Here is a 19,838-nt window from a genome sequence, read left to right on the forward strand (position 1 = left end):
TCGAAAAACTACTTGATATTTTTCCGGTTGAGATAGCGGTACATTTCACATCCAGCCAACAGAAAAGCTCCTACTCCAAAATTGGAGGTTGAGTTCTTGTCAACCACTTGTCTTGGAATAGCCTTTTCTCCAATAGGCTGTACATAGCCTATTTTACCATCCGATTGTAAAGCAAACGTTGAAAGATATTGCCAGCTTTTCTGAACTACAGGTAAATAAGTTTTCTCATCCAGATAGCCATTGTTGATGCCCCATAGAAATCCATAGGTAAAAAAGGCAGTTCCACTGGTTTCAGGACCTGGAGCATGTGTAGGATCAAGCAGACTTCGGGTCCAATATCCTTCGGGTTGCTGACACATACGAATTGCCTCTGCCATACCTTTGTATTTAGTAATGTATTCCTGTCTGTGGGGATCATTTGCAGGAAGATCTTTCAGTACCTTTGCCAAAGCAGCAAATACCCATCCATCGCCCCTTGCCCAAAAATCCTTTACACCATTTACACTCTTGTGTTTGGGATATACATATTTGGCATCCCGATAATACAGCTTAGCCTCTGCATCATACATAATGCTGTTGGCATAGGTGAAGTATTCGTATAGTTTATCCAGGTATTGTTTATTCCCTGTCTCCTTATACAATTTCGTCATCACAGGCATGACCATATACAACCCATCAGCCCACCACCAGTAATCTGATTTTAATGTCGACATTTCATACTCCATCACTTCCTTTGCACGAGCTATTCGGATAGAATCGTGTTTAAGTGTGTACAGGTCAATATAAGTCTGAAAACAGACTTGCCAGTCACCAAACAAAACATAGTCATCCGTTTCACCATAGCTATATTTCCAGGTAGATTTATCGGTAGACTTAGCCCCTTTCCATTCATTATGCTCTGCCCATGCCTGCGAATAGTTTCGGTATGCTTCCTCTCCAAATAAAAAATACGCTTCCATGTTTCCTGTATGATAGGCTGCATTATCCCAGAAAGCTCTCCCATGTGTAGGGTTAGTAGTCTGCCAGTAGTTGTTTACTTTCTGAATAATAGATTTTACTTCTTTTTGGGTAGTAGGCAAAGGATTCCAGCCAGTAGTCAGATTCCAGTCTTCTGTCCATTCAATAACCGGGCTGTTGTTCTCAAATGTAATGGGTAACCAAAGATATCGGCTATCTGTCAGGTTCTTTGGGTTCCATCTGTCTGCCATAAAGATAAACGCATCTTTTTTCCCCTGCACTGTTAGAATGTAGGTTGACTGTCCATCAAATGTTTTCTCTGCCAATACACCTTTCATTGGATCACCTACCATTTGCCAGGGGCCAAACAAAGATTTGGATGTATGAAGACTGGCACGATTGGGAGCCCATCCGGTACAACCACTAGTAATCAAATAATAGTCACCTTTATATTTAAACAAGGCTGGGGCCTCCCGGTGTTCGCTGAATAACAACGTATCTTTCCGGGTAGCACTCAAAAAGTCATCAGATAACTTTACAATACGCAAATCATAATTATCACGGGCAGAATAAATATGATAAGCAGATCCATCCTCATCCACAAACAAAGTCATATCTCTGGACATGTGTCCATTAGGCCGAAAACTATGCAGATATTTATAAGGTCCTGTTACCTTATCACTCACTGCAATACCTACTCTTGCAGCACTATAGCCTTTACCAGGTAGTTCCAGATGGAACCACATCACATATTTCTTTGTCTTGCGGTTGTAAATCACTTTAGGTCGCTCCATCAAACCTGTAGTAGCTATTTCACTGGCAGGATCTGTAGATTTGGCTAATGCTATACCTTCATATCTCCAGTTATATAAGTCCTTAGACGAATATACATTCACACCTTCCGAAGCCTTTGCTCCTCTTTTCTCACCAAACCAGTAATATGTTTTTTTATCATATAACAATCCCCCTCCATGTGCATTGATTAACTTTCCACTTTCATCATACCAGCGTGCTCCTGGTTGAAAACTGATTCTCTTTTTCAACGAATCTTCAGGTAAGCCATCCGGTAAGTGCATAACAGATAGTTCTCCGCCAAAATGTTTCTTTGTATATCCCATACTATGAAATGAGATTACTAAAAGACAAAGCAACAATAAATGGGGCTTCCTTAATTTTATTGGTAATACAATCATGTAAGAATAAAATTTGAGTAGATAACGCAATTGACTACTTGTACTCTGGAAAATAGAAAATACTGAAAATCAAAAATTTTTCAATCTATCATTTGAATTGTGCAAAAATAAAGTCACTAAAAAATCAGGGACGGATAGTTTTCGTCAAAAAAAGGGGGTAATTTAGTCTTATCGTATGAAGTATCTAGTTAATTATATTCTCAATTTTCTCAGTATCTGTTGCATTGTCACAGAAGGTTTACCTCAGAATAGCCCGGAAGAATTTAAGTTTGAACATATTACAGTAAATGAGGGACTGGCACATAGTGATGCCATGGCTGTGACTCAGGATAAACAAGGATTTATCTGGGTTGGAACCAACAAGGGAATCAATCGGTATGATGGGTATGCCCTGAAAAAATATGATCTTCCGCTCAATGACCAGACTGGTCTAGCCAGTAATCGAATTAAAGCGTTGTATGTAAGTAAAGACAGTTCTCTCTGGGTAGGTACAGAACGAGCAGGTTTATTTCGATATGATACAGGTAAAGATACATTTGTCAATATAAAGGACCACCTAAAAGACCCTGTCTATCACAGTCTGGCTAGTATACTCAGTGCCTCTACCATTTCTTCCATTACCTCCGATTCTCAGGGCCGATTATGGGTAGGCTCTGCCCGATATGGAGTATTTATGATTCAGGTCAACAACCAGAACTTCATTACAAATATCCGGCAAATCCATCTGAAAGATCCATCTCTTAAAACTACCTCTCCCTATGATTATTCTATCAGCCGAATTGTAGCAGACAAACACAATACAATTTGGATTGGCACTATCAGTAATGGTTTATGGAAATTTCAGATCACCGACAATTATTCAGCTACAGTCTCTCTTCAGGCAACAAAAGTTAACTCTATCTCTGCCTATACGATCAGAAGTCTGCATATGGACCGACGAGGTGACCTATGGTTAGGCACAGGCAATCAGGTTTTATGGATAAGCAGCAAGCATCTTTCAGATCCTTCTGATCTACAAGCAAAACCATTGCAAAGAACATTTGGAGATATTGAGAGTCTGTATCTTGACTCCTTTAACCGTCTCTGGGTTGGCACTAACTTCGGTTTACTACTGGTAGGCGCAGGAGTATCAGAAAATGATAGACCTCCTGTTAATGAGTCTATGATTCATACATTTCTGCCATTAGACACAGATCCTTATAGTATCAATTCAGTGCGAGTACATGAAATCATGGAAGATTGCTTTCATAATTTATGGCTGGCAACATCTGCTGGTGGACTCAATCAGTTAAAACTAACTACCAAATCTTTCTATCAACTCCGCAGGCAACTATCAGGTCAGGATACGCCTGCCAATAATTATATAAACGCTATTTATCAGGACACTCAAAAAAAGCTGGTATGGATTGGTACACGTAATGGTTTTGCAACATACAATTTTTCACAGAAACGTTATACCAACTACCTCAACCGGGCTCTTTCTGGTGATGTAAATGGAATTGATGTCACAGCATTCTATGAAAGAAAAGATGGTACAATCTGGATAGGTACCCGTTTTCTTGGCGTTTATATACTAAGCAACCAAAATACATTACAAAAACTACCTGCTCTACCCGCCAATGAAACAAACTGGAACAATATAAGTATTGAGAAAATACTGGAAGATAAAAATGGATATATATGGATCGCAACCTTTAATGCCGGGTTGCTTCAGTTTACACCACAGGGTACTTTTCTCAGATCTTATTCTCTGCAAAACAAAAAACTTCCTACAGATCAACTGACAGCCTTGTTGTATGAAAAAGATACCAATATTCTATGGATCAGCACTCGGGATGCGGGATTGTTAAAAACAAAACTAACAGCTGACTCGATAAAGATACTCCACCACTTCCAGCATGAACCCAATAACACAAATAGTTTACAAACTAATTATATATGGCCCTTGCTAAAAGATAAAAAGGGTAACCTTTGGATTGGTACTATAGGCGGAGGATTACATCTGTTAACCACAAATGAGAAAGGAACAGAAGTCATAAAAAGCTACAGTCAATGGGTTCCTGAAACAGATGTAGAAAGCCTGCTGGCTGACGAAGCAGGTGACTTGTGGATTGGAGGAGCAGGTTTGTATCAGTTCAATCCATCCACCAAACGCCTCATTCACTACGATGTATCCGATGGCTTACAGAGCAACTCTTTTAAAGTAGGTGCAGCCTTCCATGCTTCGGATAGTACAATGTATTTTGGAGGCACAAACGGAATCACCTATTTTCGTCCACAGGCCATTCAGGATAATCCTTATCCTCCTTTGGTTCAGATTACAGGGTTACGTATCATGAATCATCTGGTCTCTGTGGGTGATAGTTACAATGACAGAATTGTGGTTACCAAATCTTTTTCCAAATCACAGACTATAGAACTGAAAGCCTCAGAAAACGATTTTTCCATTGAGTTTGCCGGTATAAATTATGACAATCCACAAAAACATCAGTATGCATACATGCTCAAAGGATATAACTCCCGTTGGGTATATGCCCCTCCAGGCCAACGAACTGCCAGCTTTTCCAACCTGCAGGCCGGAACATACCGATTTATAGTCAAAGCCAGCAACGGGGATGGTATATGGTCAAACCAAAATACTACATTAGCTGTTACCATACTTCCCCCCTGGTGGAAAACCTGGTGGGCTTATATACTGTATGCTTGTTGTATCGTTGGTGCACTGGCATTGTATCGTCGCATTACCTTAAAACAACAAGAGCTCAAAAACAAGTTAGCGTTTGAACACTTTCAATACGAGAAAGAAAAAGAAATCAATGATCTGAAATTACGCTTCTTTACCAATGTGTCCCATGAACTCCGGACACCATTAACTCTGATATTAGGTCCAATGGAAGAGCTTGTAACGGCAACAGGTAAATTAACAGGTTTAAAGGATAAAGTGCTCTTAATGCATAAACAAACACGTAAGTTGCTGGACCTGGTAAATCAGTTGCTGGATTTTCGTAAAGTTGAATCTGGCAATATTTCACTTAAGGCTAGCAGACAAGATATTATTGGTTTTCTAACAGAAACATTCCTTATTTTTAAATTAAAAGCGGAAGAATTAAATCTGGATTATCAACTAGCAGTCCCCTCCCAGCCCGCATTTCTGTATTTTGATCGTAGCAAAATGGAGATTATTTTGACTAATCTCCTCTCCAATGCCTTAAAGTATACTCCTTCAGGAGGAAAAATTGTTTGCTCTGCCACAATAGCTGGTAATCCCAATGAAACAGCGATTATAAAAAATGGAGATATTCAGACTAACTATTTACTGATTACTATACAGGACTGGGGTATTGGGATGAAAGAAGAAGAGGTTGATAAAATATTTGATCCTTACTATCAGGCATCTCAAACAGAAACATTGCGTATGATGGGTACCGGGATTGGCCTATCACTGGTAAAGCAGTTGGTAGAACGGCATGCAGGTAAAATCACTGTAAAAAGCCAACCTGGAGCAGGTACACTATTCACAATCAAAATGCCTTTTGGAGAAGACCATTTAGCTCCTGATGATATTCGGAACGAATCTGTTACACCTGAAGCAGAATATGAAATTTCACATTCAGGAGAATTACCAGTAACAGAACAACTACAGACTTCGCTACCAGGATCATTACGCATTCTGTTGGTGGAAGACAATGAAGATGTTCTTCATTATTTGCAGCAAATGTTTGAATCCAACTTCGAAATCCTTACAGCTCCTGATGGGCATGACGGCTGGATCACTGCACTGGATACTTGTCCGGATCTGATCATCAGTGATGTGATGATGCCATGCAGTGATGGTATGGAATTATGCAAAAAGGTGAAACAACATCCTAAAACCATGCATATTCCAGTAATCTTACTTACAGCCCGAGCCTCTGCTGTTCATGAACTGGAAGGCCTGGAAACTGGTGCAGACGATTATATTATTAAGCCGTTTAATCCCAACATTTTATACGCAAAAGCCGATGCAATTCTGAGAAATCGATTTAAGCTTCGCACTTACTATCAACGTCAGATTTTGCTGGAACCCACAGAAGTAGTGATTCCGGATGAAGATAAACTATTTCTTGAGAAAGCAATGAAAATTGTGGAATCCAGATTGAGTGAACAGGAATTTAATGTACAGATTCTGGTACAGGAAATGGGAATGAGTCAATCTGTCTTTTATCGTCGCATCAAAAGTATCACAGGCCAGACAGTCGTTGAATTTATCCGGGACATTCGCATGAAAAGAGCTGCTCAGCTTTTGGCTCATACAACCTTGCGGGTTTCTGAAATTGCATTTGAAGTAGGAATTGAAGACAATAAATATTTCCGGCAGACTTTTCAAAAAATCTACAATATGACACCATCTGAATACGCCAAACTTCATCGTAAAACAGAAAAAGAAGAGTCGAATAAATAAAAGCTCTTCTTTTCTTATCCCATCTATTAATCCTCTCACTATGAAGTATTGCTGGCAAACTTATGGAAAGAGTCTGGCAATCACAATTCCTAGAATAATCCAGTTTTTCTATTGCTAAATTATTTTCCGTCCAATACTCTTGGATATACCTATTGCCTTTATCTATTAACAGAGATACTCTACTCAATTTTGTTTTCATCACCTAACCTGGAATACTTAAATAACTAAATTGGACTTATCTGTAGAAAAAGTGTGATTATACTAAAATCATAACTCTAAATATGTTACTATTTAGTGTATTTTTTGTCATATTTAATGCAATTATTACACAAGCAATAAGAAGTACCTATCCTCTAAAATAATTCTCCCCACACAAACTAACTTTACAGACAACAGTCTGTATATCAACGCAATAAAAACAAAAATAGTATATATAAACTTCCAACGCAGACCCTTGTAAGTACAATTCCCGAGTCCGTTATCTGCATTGACAGACATAATCACAACCTACACATGTGTTTTCCAAAACACTTATCTAATTAAAGAATAGCCTCTCTCTTTTAATCACCTTTTAATGCTACGTTAATTTCCCTTTAATTCAGCTGTTGCACTTTTGTAATAGAGAAGAGAATAAGTATTCCAATTTATGCGTCTTTTTAGTAATAATTTGTTAAGAATGATCTGTCATCTGACAGGCATTGCCTCGGGGAAAACTGCATTATCGGCATCAACTACATTGACAATTTTACTGTCAATAACTCAGCATATATTTCGAGTAAAGAAATATGTACTCCCCGCCCCAAATTACCTAATCAACAACGCTGAATATCAATAGTAAAAATCAGAGCAGCTATAGTTATGTGTATTGGTTACACATCTTTTAACGAAACATAAACCAAACTGTACAAATAGATTATGAGTAGAATTTTCATGTTCATGAGTTTGTGTGCCTTGTTATGTTATACAAGTTGTACATCACACAAAGAAGAAGAAAAGGAGGAAGAAACTGAATTCCTGGTTACCAGTCCTTTGCAAAAAGACACAACAGTTCTCAGAGACTATGTGTGTCAAATCCATGCCATAAGCCACATTGAACTTAGAGCACTGGAAAAGGGCTACTTGCAGAAGATTTTTGTGGACGAAGGAAAGATGGTTAAAAAAGGGCAGATTATGTTCCAGATTATGCCGATGCTTTATCAGGCTGAACTGGAAAAATCGAAAGCAGAAGCCAATTTTGCGGAGATTGAATACCTGAACACAAAAAGACTTGCGGATAGCAATGTAGTAGCTCCTAATGAATTAGCATTGGCTAAGGCTAAGCTGAACAAAGCAAAAGCTGAATTATCCTTATCTCAAGTCCATTTAGGTTTCACAGAGATCAAAGCTCCTTTTGATGGTATCATGGATCACTTTCAGGTGCGGTTAGGTAGTCTTGTAGATGAAGGTGACTTGTTGACTACTCTGTCAGATAACAGCAAAATGTGGGTGTACTTTAACGTTCCGGAAGCTGAATACCTGGATTATAAAACTAAGGTAAAAAAAGACAGTCTGATAAAAGTAAACCTGATGATGGCAAACAATCAACTGTTTGACTATCCAGGTGTAGTAGAAACCATTGAAGCTGATTTTAATAATGAAACTGGTAACATTGCTTTCAGGGCTACCTTCCCTAATCCTAATGGGTTGTTAAGACATGGAGAAACAGGTAACATCCGCATGACCATACCTCTTAAAGGAGCGTTGATTATTCCTCAGAAGTCCACTTTCGAAGTTCTTGAAAAGAAATATGTATTTGTGGTTGGTAAAGATCACGTAGTACATCAGAAGGAAATTACTATTTCTGCTGAAATGCCTGATATCTATATAGTAAAAGATGGCTTAGCAGCAGACGAAAAAATTATGCTGGAAGGTATACGTAAGGTAAAAGAGGGAGATAAGATAGAATTCAAATATGAGGAACCGAAGTCGGTAATTTCTCACCTGAAAGTATATGTCGAATAACATCAACATTTAAAAGCAAGCTAATGTTTAATTTATTTTTAAAGAGGCCAGTATTCGCCATCGTCTTATCGCTTGTGATTATTTTCATGGGCGTCCTGGCTGTCAAGACATTACCAACATCCCAGTTCCCTGAAATTGCGCCTCCGGTTGTAATGGTTTCTGCATCCTATCCGGGAGCTAGTGCCAAAGCATTGGCAGAGTCAGTTATTATTCCGCTGGAACAATCTATCAATGGTGCGTGGGGTATGCGTTACATGACTTCCGATGCAACCAGTGCGGGTGAAGCTAACATTCAGGTTATATTCAACCCAGGTACTGATATAAACCAGGCTCTGGTACAGGTTTCCAACCGTGTTCAGCAGGTGACTAACCGTTTACCTACACTGGTACAACGTGAAGGGGTTGTTATTACGCCTGTAATTCCTAGTATGTTGATGTACGTTAACCTGTATAGTAAGGATAAGAATGCCAACATGAAGTTCCTTTTTAACTATGCTGGTGTTAACATGATTCCTGAAATACAACGGATCAACGGTATAGGACAAGCAAGGATTCTTGGTAGCCGGCAATATGCGATGCGGGTTTGGTTAAAGCCTGACCGTATGCGAGCGTATAATGTTTCTCCGGATGAGGTGATGGAAGCACTGAATGATCAAAGTATCATTGGTAAACCCGGACGGATAGGTAGAGGGGATGGTAGCCGGGCAGAATCATTAGAATACGTTTTAGCTTACAGTGACCGTTTCAGTGAACCGTCTCAATATGAAAATGTAATTATCAGAGCAAATCCCAATGGAGAATTGCTTCGTTTGAAAGATGTAGCATCTGTTGTATTGGGAAGTGAATATTATGACATTTACTCCAACCTGAACGGACATCCATCGGCAGCGATTGTATTAAAACAAACATACGGCAGTAATGCTACAGAGGTAATTGAAAACGTAAAAGCCAAGTTGGAGGATCTTAAAAAATCTTTCCCTCCCGGAATGGACTATGAGATCAGTTATGACGTTTCTAACTTCCTGGATGCCTCTACTGAAAACGTAATCCACACATTAAGAGATGCATTTATTCTGGTGGCGTTAGTAGTATTCGTCTTCCTTGGCGACTGGAGATCTACACTTATTCCAACACTAGCGGTACCTATATCGCTGATTGGTGCATTTATCTTTATGCAGTTGCTTGGGCTTACCATCAACATGATCACCTTATTCGCGGTTGTGTTGGCGATTGGTATTGTGGTGGATGATGCGATTGTCGTCGTCGAGGCAGTCCATGCGGCGATGGAAGAATATCATTTGTCGCCTTATCGAGCGGTACAGAAAGTGCTTAGAGAGATCAGTGGTGCGGTAATTGCCATTACCTTGTTGATGACTGCGGTGTTTATTCCGGTAGCCTTTATGCCTGGTGCTGTAGGTACATTCTACAGACAGTTCTCCATAACAATGGCTAGTTCTATTGTACTCTCTGGTTTTATTGCCTTAACCCTTACCCCTGTTCTTTGTGCTATGATCTTAAAGAATAATCATGGCAAACCAAAGAAATCAAATATTCTAACCAAAGCTCTTGATAGTTTTAACCGGGGATTTGAGAAACTGACGGATAAATATACAAGTGTATTACGGGTAATAGCACACAGAAAGTGGGTGACTGTTGGTATGTGGCTGGCATTTGCAGCCGGGATTGCTATAGTTGCAAACATATTGCCTTCCGGCTTTATTCCTAGTGAAGATCAGGGTATGATTTACGCCATTATCCAGACACCTCCAGGTTCAACTCTTGAGAGAACCAATGATATATCCCGTCAGTTGCAGGAAATTGTTGAAAAAGTAGATGGAATAAAATCTGTTTCTTCCATAGCAGGTTATGAGGTATTGACAGAAGGTCGGGGATCAAATGCAGGTACATGTTTGATTAACCTGAAACCATGGTCTGAACGCAAACATACCATGCAGGAAATTATTTATGAACTGGAAGAGAAAGCAAAAGAGATTCCGGGTGCAACCATAGAATTTTTCGATCCGCCAGCTGTACCTGGATTTGGAGCGGCAGGTGGTTTTGCATTACAGTTACTGGACAAAACCAATAGTGGTGATTACAATCAGCTTGAAAAAGTGAAAAACGATTTCATGGCAGAATTGGGCAAGCGCAAAGAACTTACAGGTCTATTCACTTTCTTCAGTGCCAACTATCCACAATACGAGATTGAGATAGACAATCAGCTGGCCATGCAGAAAGGGGTAACTATCGGTAATGCTATGAATACACTTTCTATTTATGTAGGAAGTACATACGAACTTGGTTTCATTAAATATCAACGTTTCTTTAAGGTGTTTGTTCAGGCTGCACCGGAATACAGAAGACTCCCAAGTGATATCATGGAAATGTATGTAAAAAACGACCATGGTGAAATGGTTCCGTTCTCAGCTTTCATGAAGATTAAAAAGAAACAGGGAGCCAATGAAATCAACCACTACAACATGTATAATACAGCAGCCGTACGCGGTGCTCCTGCCAAAGGATACAGTAGTGGTGAGGCAATCAAAGCAGTACAGGAAGTGGCAGCCAAAACCTTACCTCACGGCTTTGATATTGACTGGGCAGCTCTTTCCTATGATGAGGTAAGACGTGGAAATGAAGCGGTTGTAATTTTCGTCATCGTATTAGTCTTCGTTTACTTTGTACTTGCAGCACAATACGAAAGCTTTATTATTCCATTAGCCGTAGTGTTCTCATTACCTCCAGGTGTATTCGGATCATTTATGTTGATTAAATCCATGGGATTGGCTAACGACATCTATGCTCAGGTAGGACTTGTCATGCTTGTTGGGTTGTTAGGAAAGAACGCTGTATTGATTGTAGAGTTTGCCGTTCAGAAAAACAAGCAGGGTGCAACTATAATCGACGCAGCTATTGAAGGTGCCAAAGTACGTTTCAGACCTATTTTGATGACATCTTTTGCCTTTATTGCAGGGTTAATTCCATTAGTAATCTCTCATGGTGCAGGTGCAATTGGTAACCGTACTATCGGTGGCTCTGCACTGGGTGGTATGCTTTTCGGAACCATTTTCGGGGTACTTATTGTACCTGGGTTGTACTACATATTCGGAAGCCTGGCAGAAGGCCGGAAGATGATTAAAGATGAAGAAGAAGGTTCATTAACTGAAGGCTTCGTACATAGCATAGACACTTTTCCCATAATTGATGACAGCAAAGACGATGAGTAATAAAAGAATATTGAATTGCTTAGCCACAGGCTGTATTCTCTTACTGGTTACAGCTTGTAGTGTACCGACTACATCAGTCAGAACAGAAAATAAGAAAGTCCCTGCGAGTTTTAATAACTCGCAGGACTCTACCAATACTGCAAAGATCAGATGGAGGGACTTCTTTACAGATCCTAATCTGGTCGCTCTGATTGATACTGCGTTGAAAAACAACCAGGAATTAAATATTACATTACAGGAAATTGAAATTTCCAGAAATGAAATAAGAGTCAGAAAAGGAGATTACATGCCATTTGTAGGTTTACGAGGAGCAGCTGGCGTTGAAAAGTCTGGCCGATATACTCTTCAGGGAGCTACTGAGGCAAATACTCAGATCAAACCGGATAAGGAAATGCCAGATCCATTGCCAGATTATCTGGTAGAAGCTTTTGCTACCTGGGAACTGGATATCTGGCATAAATTACGCAATGCGAAAAAGGCAGCAGTAAACCGGTATCTGTCTTCTGTAGAAGGAAGAAACTTCATGGTTACCAACCTGATTGCAGAGATAGCTAACTCTTATTATGAATTACTGGCGTTGGACAATCAGCTAGCTATTGTAAGGCAGAATATTGAGATTCAGAATAATGCGCTGGAAATTGTAAGACTGCAGAAACAATCTGCCCGTGTTACAGAACTAGCAGTACGCAGGTTTGAAGCACAAGTGCTTAACACCCGAAGTATTCAGTATGGTATTCAGCAAAGAATTGTTGAAACAGAAAACCGGATTAACTTTCTGCTTGGTCGGTATCCTCAACCTATCCAGAGAGACTTCCAAGCTTTCAACAACTTAATTCCAAGTACTATATATTCAGGTGTTCCCTCTCAGTTGCTGGCAAATCGCCCGGACATTAAACAAGCTGAACTAGCACTTATGGCAGCGAAGCTGGATGTAAAATCAGCGAAGGCTAACTTCTATCCATCTCTGCGTATTTCAGCAGCTATTGGCTTTGATGCATTCAATCCATCTTATCTGATCAAGACACCTCAATCTTTGCTGTATTCACTGGCAGGAGATTTGATTGTGCCTTTGGTTAACAGAAACGCCATAAAAGCAACATATATCAATGCTAATGCCAGACAATTGCAGGCTGTTTACAATTATGAACGTACTATTCTAAACGCCTATGTTGAGGTAGCCAATCAGGTATCAAAAATCAGTAATCTTGAAAAGAGTTACGATTTGAAAGAGAAAGAAGTGCAGGCATTGACCCAGTCTATCACTATTTCCAACAACCTCTTTAGTTCCGCAAGAGCTGATTATATGGAAGTATTGTTAACTCAACGGGATGCGCAAGAATCTAAGTTTGAACTGGTTGAAACCAAGATGCAACAGATGAATGCTATGGTTAATATTTATCGAGCATTAGGTGGTGGATGGAATTAAGCAGATAGTGCCAATAGATTACGCAATTATCTACGTTAAATAGTTTAGAACTACACATAGTAAACAAAAGGTTCGGGCATATTGGCCGAACCTTTTTTATTTATAGCTATCGAAGTACTGCTAGACAAATCATCTAAGTTCATACTATAAATGTATGAATCAAAAACAGAATCAGGCCAACAATTGCCATTTCCAATGTTATTATAAAAATCTGGTGTAACCTTATCTTCTTTAGCCAGTTTTCAGGATCATTCTTGTTGTCTTTTAAAATCATACCACAATAGTACTACTCAGGCAATGTCTCAGGAGGGGGTATTTTCACCTATTGTAGGGTATTAAATCGTTTGTAAGTAGATACTCAATTTTTCATAGTTATGAAACTACCTCTAAAAGAGGATTTAATGTAACCATCCATTCCAGTAGCCCTTCCTGTACATGTACTTTCACCAATGATCCTTTCTCTACTTCACCAGCCACTATCATGTGTGATATAGGCCTGCGCAGCTTATTTCTGATAACACCTTTTAATTGTCGGGCACCATACTGTGGGGCAAACTCACTTAAGGCAAGATAGCGCTTAGCCTCTTGCGTCAATTCCAGCGTAATACCTTGTTTGTTAAGCAAGTCTGTTAATCCATGCAGATGCAGATCAAAAATCCGCACAGCATTTTCTTCAGAAATAGGACCAAATGGGACAATCTCTGTCAACCGAGCCAGAAATTCAGGTCTGAAATAGCGACTCATAATTTCCATAAGTTCACTGGCAGCAGGAATTTCCTGATGGTTAAATTTATGCGAAATAAAATCACTGCCAATGTTGGAAGTGAAGAGAATCACGGCATTTGAAAAATCTCCTTCCTTACCAAGTCTATCATGCAAGCGACCTTCATCCAAAATCTGCAGAAAGATGTCAAATACAGAACTGTGGGCTTTTTCTATCTCATCAAATAAAACTACAGAGTAAGGCTTCTGACGTATCTTGTTAACCAACAATCCGCCTTCTTCATAGCCCGTATACCCTGGAGGAGCTCCATATAATAAGGCTGCAGAATGTTCTTCCTTAAACTCTGACATATCAAACCGAATCAGAAAAGACTCATCATTAAATAGAAAGTTTGCAAGGGACTTAGCTAATTCTGTTTTTCCTGTGCCAGTAGGACCTAGTAAAAAAAACGACCCAATGGGTTGTCCAGCTTTAGTCAAACCAGAGCGTGCTTCCAGAATAGCATCTGATAAGGCTTTTACTGCATGATCCTGACCAATAACCCGTTTCTTCAATACGCCATCAATTGTCAGTAGCTTATCCCGCTCTTTGCTTTGTATCTTACCTAATGGAATTCCGGTTTTGTGTGATACAATAGCAGCTACATCCTGTTTATCTACGGAACCTTTTGGAAGGTCTGTAAGTGAAAGCAGCTTTTCAAGCTTTTTTTCCAGATGCTCATACAAAGCAGTTGGCAGATCCAGCTCTTCAACCAGAGGATCTTCCTCCAACTGATTTAATAATACAGGACTTACCTTATTTTTTAGTTGCTGATGATACCATTTCAGTTCCTGCAAATCGCCAGAGTCTGAACGTAAGGCAATCAATTGCTGTTGCAACAATTCCAGCTCCAGTTTTGAAGTTTCGCCTACCATGCGAATTGCTGCTAGCGTGCGATCTAGCAGATCAATGGCAGCATCAGGTAATCTCCGATCCTTTATATATCTTTTAGAAAGACGAACCGCCTCACTCACAGCGTCTTTTGTTACCTTCAGTCTATGGTGCTTTTCATAGAACGGGAGTAAATGTTGTAACATACGGGTAGCTGTTTCTACATCAGGCTCCTCTACATGTAACACTTCAAACCGACGACTAAACGCTTCATCGGCTTCAATATATTTCCGATATTCATCAGTGGTAGTAGCTCCAATAACGGTAAGTTCACCCCGTGCTAATTCCGGCTTTAGCAGATTGGCAACGCCTGTTCCCATAGAACCCCTACTATCAAGCAACAGGTGTATTTCATCAATAAACAAAATAGCTTTTTCGAGTTGTTTTAACTCTTTCAGTATCCCCTTTAACCTGTCTTCTACTTCTCCTTTATACGATGCTCCTGCAATCAATGCCCCGTTATCCAGTTCCCATACCTGTGCATTTCGCAGATGTACAGGCACATGACCTGCTACAATAGTCAGCGCAAATCCATCAACCAGAGCCGTTTTTCCCACACCGGGCTCTCCTACCAGAATTACATTGGGTTTGGTGCGTCTGCCTAAAGTTTCGGCAATCATACGGGTTTCCCGATCTCTGCCAATAATAGGATCAAGCAGTCCTTCTTTTGCCAGTTCGGTTTTATTCACACAATATTTTAACAGGTTTGTAAAAGATGTATTAGCAAGGGGAACTGTATTAGCTCTCTCAGTAGAATCAGATGATACAGTCTTAGAGTATACAGCCTGCTCTGTATCTATGTCAGCAAGGGCGGCATCTATAACTTCTTTTTGTATAAGGGGCAATGTCTTAAGCTGATCAGCGGAGAAAGCCAAACCCGGCTTTACTAATGCAGCCAATACAGCCACAGCATCCGTCTGCTCCCTACCTAGCTGCATTCTCACCAGATCAGCTAGTTCCATTACAGATTTTACCTGTTCATCTCCTGAAGGATTTTGTACGCTACGTCCAGATCTGGGATAGCCTTCCATGCGTACTTCTGCCCAATCACGCAGATAATAAATATCTTTTCCTTGTGCAGCAAGCCAGGATGCCAGTCCAACGTCATTGTGTAGTAATCCCATTAGCAGGTGCGCAGGTCCAAACAATTCATTCTGGTATTCCTTACATAACGACTGTGCAATCTGAATAGCACGCCGGACAGATTCAGTATAATTCATACAATTGATTAGTATTTTCAGTAATGAGAAGCAGGAGGGTATATCAATCTGAAATCTTCCGTATCTTCTTATTCAGATCTTCAATCTTATTTCTGGCTTCTGCCTTTGAGCTCTTATTTAATGTTTCGATAGCCAACTCATACATAGGTTTTCGGGCACAAGGTGGTTTCTTGCTATCATCCCCTCTTTGTATGAGCATATCAATAAACTCACTGGTAGTTTTCTCACGAACAGAACTTTCACTGGCAGATCCGGTATTGTTATTACTGCCAGCATTATTTCCAGAATTCACCGCACGTAGTCTTGCAATTTCGTCTTCCGCATTTTTCAATCTGGAAACATACAAAGCACAATCGGCAGTCCTATCATCATTTCTTGCTCTGGAACCTCCTCCCCCACCAGAAGATGGAGCAGAAGATCTAGTAGCAGCAGCCTGTGCTAGCAATACTTCCAGCATATGAATCCTATCATCTTTTGCACTAAGGTCAGCATTCAGTTTATCTACAGCCTGTGTGTTTACGCCATTTTTCTGGAGACTTTCGCGTAAGTATGCAATTGTATTTCTGTATGTCAGAGAGGCATCGACCAGCAGGAGAACATTTTTGGAAAAGATTTTGGTGGAGTCTACTTTGAAAGAGGCAGTATCCCGCTTGAGATCATATACAGCTGATCGTATCATATTTTCACTTTCATCAATAGAACGCTTCAGGTTTCCCCGATCCAGATCATTGGTGGCATTAAGGTAGGCTTTATCATTCTCTTCCAGAATTGTCAACTGTTTTACCATTTTTCCCAGCCGGGTATTGAGTTTCACCTGTTCTGATAATGCAATCCGGAGTTTTTCATTTTCCTGCTCCAATGCATCAGTAGGAGTACTGAAAAAGAAAGCCGCTGCAGCAAAGGGGATAATCATTGAACAACCATAGATGAGGGCAAACTGCCAGATAGCTAATGTACGTTGTTTCTTATTAATCGCGTCCATGACATACTTTAATTTATTACGAATTATAGTTTAATGGCGGAGTCAAAGGCAACAAATAGTATTTAGTATCTGGCAGATTGGCAAGCAATTATGACTTTACATCTAAGAGATTGTCTAAAGACTATCGGTCACTCATTCTCTTTGCAGAGAATATTTTATTAACCAAATCTTGTTTTGCTTCCGCACTAATACGCAAACTTCCCTTTGTTTCAGAAACTCCATCCTTATCTTTAAATACCCGCACAGTACCAACATCCACCAAATCATTATAGGGATCCTCCTTGTCTTTCATATAAAAAGACGTGACAAGGTTCTTAACTCCATTGTCAGTAATCTCTCCGGAATAAATAGACAGCCAGGTATATTTAGCTCCACTAGATGTTTCCCCATGCTCTTCAGAAAACACACTGAAAAAATTCCCATGACCAGATATAAATGATCCTAAACCAGAAGCCTGATCAACCAAACTACCATCATCTGTACTATATCCTTTGTAACTGGTTTTCACAGATAAATCAGTTACGTCCTGATCAAAAAACTGATAACGGTAATCTGCATAGCGCTTTCCTATCTCATCATTCTTATCGGAACTGCCAAATAAGATATGCTCACTTGACAGATAAATACCTTCTATCTGAGGAGGTTTCATGCCCTCGTAAATAGTCATACCATTCTGACGCATAGCATCCATATTTTCTGAAGGCACCAGATCCTTAATATCCTGAGAAAATCCGGTATCGGAATTTTCTTTCTTGCAGCTTGTTATTACACTGATAACAAGCGCAATAAATAGAAATGATAATCGTTTCATACTGTAAATGGTTTGAGAATTATAAAGTAGAAAGTATACTCACAAGCAGACTGATTGACAGACGATTGTTCGCTTCTGCTCTAACTTGTTAGTGTGCCATTACAGGTATTCGTAACCATTAAATTTCCAATTATCATCCTTTTTATCCAGGAATAACTATTCAATCATTTCGGAAAGGACCTGTCCACCACTCCCAATAGTGACTGTCTTTAAGTCACCCCAAAAATGCATCACATGTCCATCAAAAAAGCTTGCAATTCCCAAAGAAGTCCATCCTCTGATAGTTCCTCCACCTGTACGCAGATATATTTGTCCCATTTTTTGTAAAAAGGCAGATCCATCTGTCCCTTCTGCTACATTACATCCATTACACAGAATACGTGAATTGGTGTTGAAAATGCTTTCATAATTCCGATTTGCCAGCCAGATTTCAATATTGCATGCCGTCAATACCTGATTGCCAAGCTTTATTCTTCCAGAATTTCCATGTGTGTCAAACAAAAGACGACTTACATGCACACCTCTTCTGATCAAGCCATCAAAGATGTCCTGAAGCTCACTCAAGCTGCCACAGGAATAATAATAGCCTGCATTTTCTCTAGAGAGAGCATCAGACTCTAACTCCTGTGAATAAATAGAAACCCAGAGCTGATTCTGATCCGGATTTCCCCGTAATAATGGAATTGCCATAGTATATAAAGACAAGGTTTTCAAATGGGACTCCAACGATTTTTAGAAGGCTCAGGGGTCTTTTGTTCATTCACCTGATGCTCTATAATAAAGACATTCTGCCCCTTTCTTTTCCCTATTATCTCCAACTGTGACAGTTTAAAAAACACAGTTACCAATGTCTTATAAAAAGCATCCACCTCCGCAAATACCCTACCCAGTTCTGTATGATCATATTCAATCTGTAACACAGCTCTGACTTGGTTTTCGAAAGCACCAGGTACCAGATCCATCCATTCACTGAGATAAGTCAATACTTCCTCTCTCTCCTTGGCAGGTCGACAGTTCAGAAACGTTTGTACCAGTTGTATTGGCTGCATCATTGTTTCCAGCATATGAATAGGTGCCTGTTGAGGAATACGCCATTTGAACCCAAAACGATATTGACTTACTTCTTTCAGAATCTCTTCTGAAAAACTTCCAATTGAGTCACTTAAATCTGTTCGATTGGTTTTGTCTCTGGTTTTCTGAAACACCTTTGTTGTATAGGTTTCCAGCAGAGTTAGATGATTCTGAAAAGCAGCATACCACTCACGCATCGGAAAAAGACTACTCACCGAAGTACAGGCAGGCAAATAATCGGTTACAGGCTGTAACTCGCCATTTTTATGAATAATCCGTCCAATAGTCAATCCGTTAGAAAGTTCATCTGTATTGACAGCCTCTGATGGCATAATACTCAGCTGCAACTCTGGACGGGTAAACGGATACCGGGGGGGCATTTCATCTACTATAGGTTCTCCAACAGGAATCCGCTTGAACAGATTTACACTTACTATCAGATTAAATTCCTGATTTACAAATGTCTGCATAGAGAACTTCTCTGTAATCTCTTTTAGGGTCGTTTGTAATTGTAAAGGGGTAGCATTGTACAACTCTATCCGACTTCCATTGGGCACAATAGCTCTACAACTCAACACCTTTACCTGTATATTCTGATTGTAGTCACAAATAATCTGTACATTTAAAGCATCTGTCAGAGGCAAAATCCCATAGTTGTAACTGGTAAGGTCCAGTGCTGATACATCACGCAATGCATCATGAAGAAAAAACTCATTCTGTTCAAAATGACGGCGTGAGATCTTCATCCCATCTACCCAGTTTACCGGAAAATATTTCAGTTCAGTAATCATGCGTATCTCTTTTATAAATAGATAGTCTGCTAGCTTTGTCTATTGTCTTGTAAAATTGTGTATA

10 protein-coding genes are annotated in these 19,838 nt (G+C 39.8%); 4 read left to right on the forward strand and 6 right to left on the reverse strand.

Annotation, left to right across the window (positions count from 1 at the left end; genetic code table 11):
* Positions 1-8: 8 nt before the first annotated feature.
* Positions 9-2,075, reverse strand: a complete 2,067-nt coding sequence (locus tag QNI22_RS20000; RefSeq protein ID WP_314513386.1) for a glycoside hydrolase family 88 protein — start codon at positions 2,073-2,075, stop codon at positions 9-11.
* 250 nt (positions 2,076-2,325) lie between these two features.
* Between QNI22_RS20000 and QNI22_RS20005 the strand changes: the two genes are divergently transcribed.
* From QNI22_RS20005 to QNI22_RS20020, 4 genes are all read left to right on the forward strand, one after another.
* Entirely contained in the window at positions 2,326-6,591 is a 4,266-nt protein-coding gene (locus QNI22_RS20005; protein ID WP_314513388.1) for a two-component regulator propeller domain-containing protein, read from the forward strand.
* A gap of 915 nt (positions 6,592-7,506) precedes the next feature.
* Positions 7,507-8,592: an efflux RND transporter periplasmic adaptor subunit gene (locus tag QNI22_RS20010; protein ID WP_313989509.1), complete on the forward strand. Its 1,086-nt coding sequence runs from the start codon at positions 7,507-7,509 to the stop codon at positions 8,590-8,592.
* Between the two features lie 23 nt (positions 8,593-8,615).
* Positions 8,616-11,819, forward strand: a complete 3,204-nt coding sequence (locus tag QNI22_RS20015) for an efflux RND transporter permease subunit (protein ID WP_314513390.1) — start codon at positions 8,616-8,618, stop codon at positions 11,817-11,819.
* A complete protein-coding gene (locus tag QNI22_RS20020) occupies positions 11,812-13,245 on the forward strand; it encodes a TolC family protein (protein ID WP_314513392.1) in 1,434 nt (477 codons plus the stop codon). Before QNI22_RS20015 ends, QNI22_RS20020 begins: the two co-directional genes overlap by 8 nt.
* A 372-nt stretch (positions 13,246-13,617) precedes the next feature.
* On the opposite strand, the gene QNI22_RS20025 is transcribed toward QNI22_RS20020, so the two are convergent.
* The 5 genes from QNI22_RS20025 to QNI22_RS20045 all read right to left on the reverse strand — a co-directional run bounded on the left by QNI22_RS20025 (position 13,618) and on the right by QNI22_RS20045 (position 19,774).
* Positions 13,618-16,119 (reverse strand): ATP-dependent Clp protease ATP-binding subunit, encoded by a 2,502-nt coding sequence (locus QNI22_RS20025; protein ID WP_314513393.1) that lies wholly within the window; start codon positions 16,117-16,119, stop codon positions 13,618-13,620.
* Positions 16,120-16,162: 43 nt separating this feature from the next.
* Positions 16,163-17,101 carry a hypothetical protein gene (locus tag QNI22_RS20030; protein WP_314513395.1) on the reverse strand — a complete coding sequence of 313 codons (939 nt, stop codon included), beginning with the start codon at positions 17,099-17,101 and terminating at the stop codon, positions 16,163-16,165.
* A gap of 121 nt (positions 17,102-17,222) precedes the next feature.
* Positions 17,223-17,912 (reverse strand): hypothetical protein, encoded by a 690-nt coding sequence (locus QNI22_RS20035; protein WP_314513397.1) that lies wholly within the window; start codon positions 17,910-17,912, stop codon positions 17,223-17,225.
* Positions 17,913-18,068: 156 nt separating this feature from the next.
* Positions 18,069-18,602, reverse strand: a complete 534-nt coding sequence (locus tag QNI22_RS20040; RefSeq protein WP_314513399.1) for a DUF4347 domain-containing protein — start codon at positions 18,600-18,602, stop codon at positions 18,069-18,071.
* Positions 18,603-18,622: 20 nt separating this feature from the next.
* On the reverse strand, positions 18,623-19,774 hold the full coding sequence (locus QNI22_RS20045; RefSeq protein WP_314513401.1) for a hypothetical protein: 1,152 nt from the start codon (positions 19,772-19,774) through the stop codon (positions 18,623-18,625).
* Positions 19,775-19,838: the final 64 nt, after the last annotated feature.

This window comes from Xanthocytophaga agilis (assembly GCF_030068605.1).
In the GTDB taxonomy this organism is placed as follows: domain Bacteria; phylum Bacteroidota; class Bacteroidia; order Cytophagales; family 172606-1; genus Xanthocytophaga; species Xanthocytophaga agilis.

Coding starts and splice junctions, on each gene's coding strand:
- QNI22_RS20030 (WP_314513395.1), bottom strand. CDS start 17,101: ATGGACGCGATTAATAAGAAACAACGTACATTAGCTATCTGGCAGTTT.
- QNI22_RS20000 (WP_314513386.1), bottom strand. CDS start 2,075: ATGGGATATACAAAGAAACATTTTGGCGGAGAACTATCTGTTATGCAC.
- QNI22_RS20035 (WP_314513397.1), bottom strand. CDS start 17,912: ATGAAACGATTATCATTTCTATTTATTGCGCTTGTTATCAGTGTAATA.
- QNI22_RS20045 (WP_314513401.1), bottom strand. CDS start 19,774: ATGATTACTGAACTGAAATATTTTCCGGTAAACTGGGTAGATGGGATG.
- QNI22_RS20025 (WP_314513393.1), bottom strand. CDS start 16,119: ATGAATTATACTGAATCTGTCCGGCGTGCTATTCAGATTGCACAGTCG.
- QNI22_RS20015 (WP_314513390.1), top strand. CDS start 8,616: ATGTTTAATTTATTTTTAAAGAGGCCAGTATTCGCCATCGTCTTATCG.
- QNI22_RS20005 (WP_314513388.1), top strand. CDS start 2,326: ATGAAGTATCTAGTTAATTATATTCTCAATTTTCTCAGTATCTGTTGC.
- QNI22_RS20020 (WP_314513392.1), top strand. CDS start 11,812: ATGAGTAATAAAAGAATATTGAATTGCTTAGCCACAGGCTGTATTCTC.
- QNI22_RS20040 (WP_314513399.1), bottom strand. CDS start 18,602: ATGGCAATTCCATTATTACGGGGAAATCCGGATCAGAATCAGCTCTGG.
- QNI22_RS20010 (WP_313989509.1), top strand. CDS start 7,507: ATGAGTAGAATTTTCATGTTCATGAGTTTGTGTGCCTTGTTATGTTAT.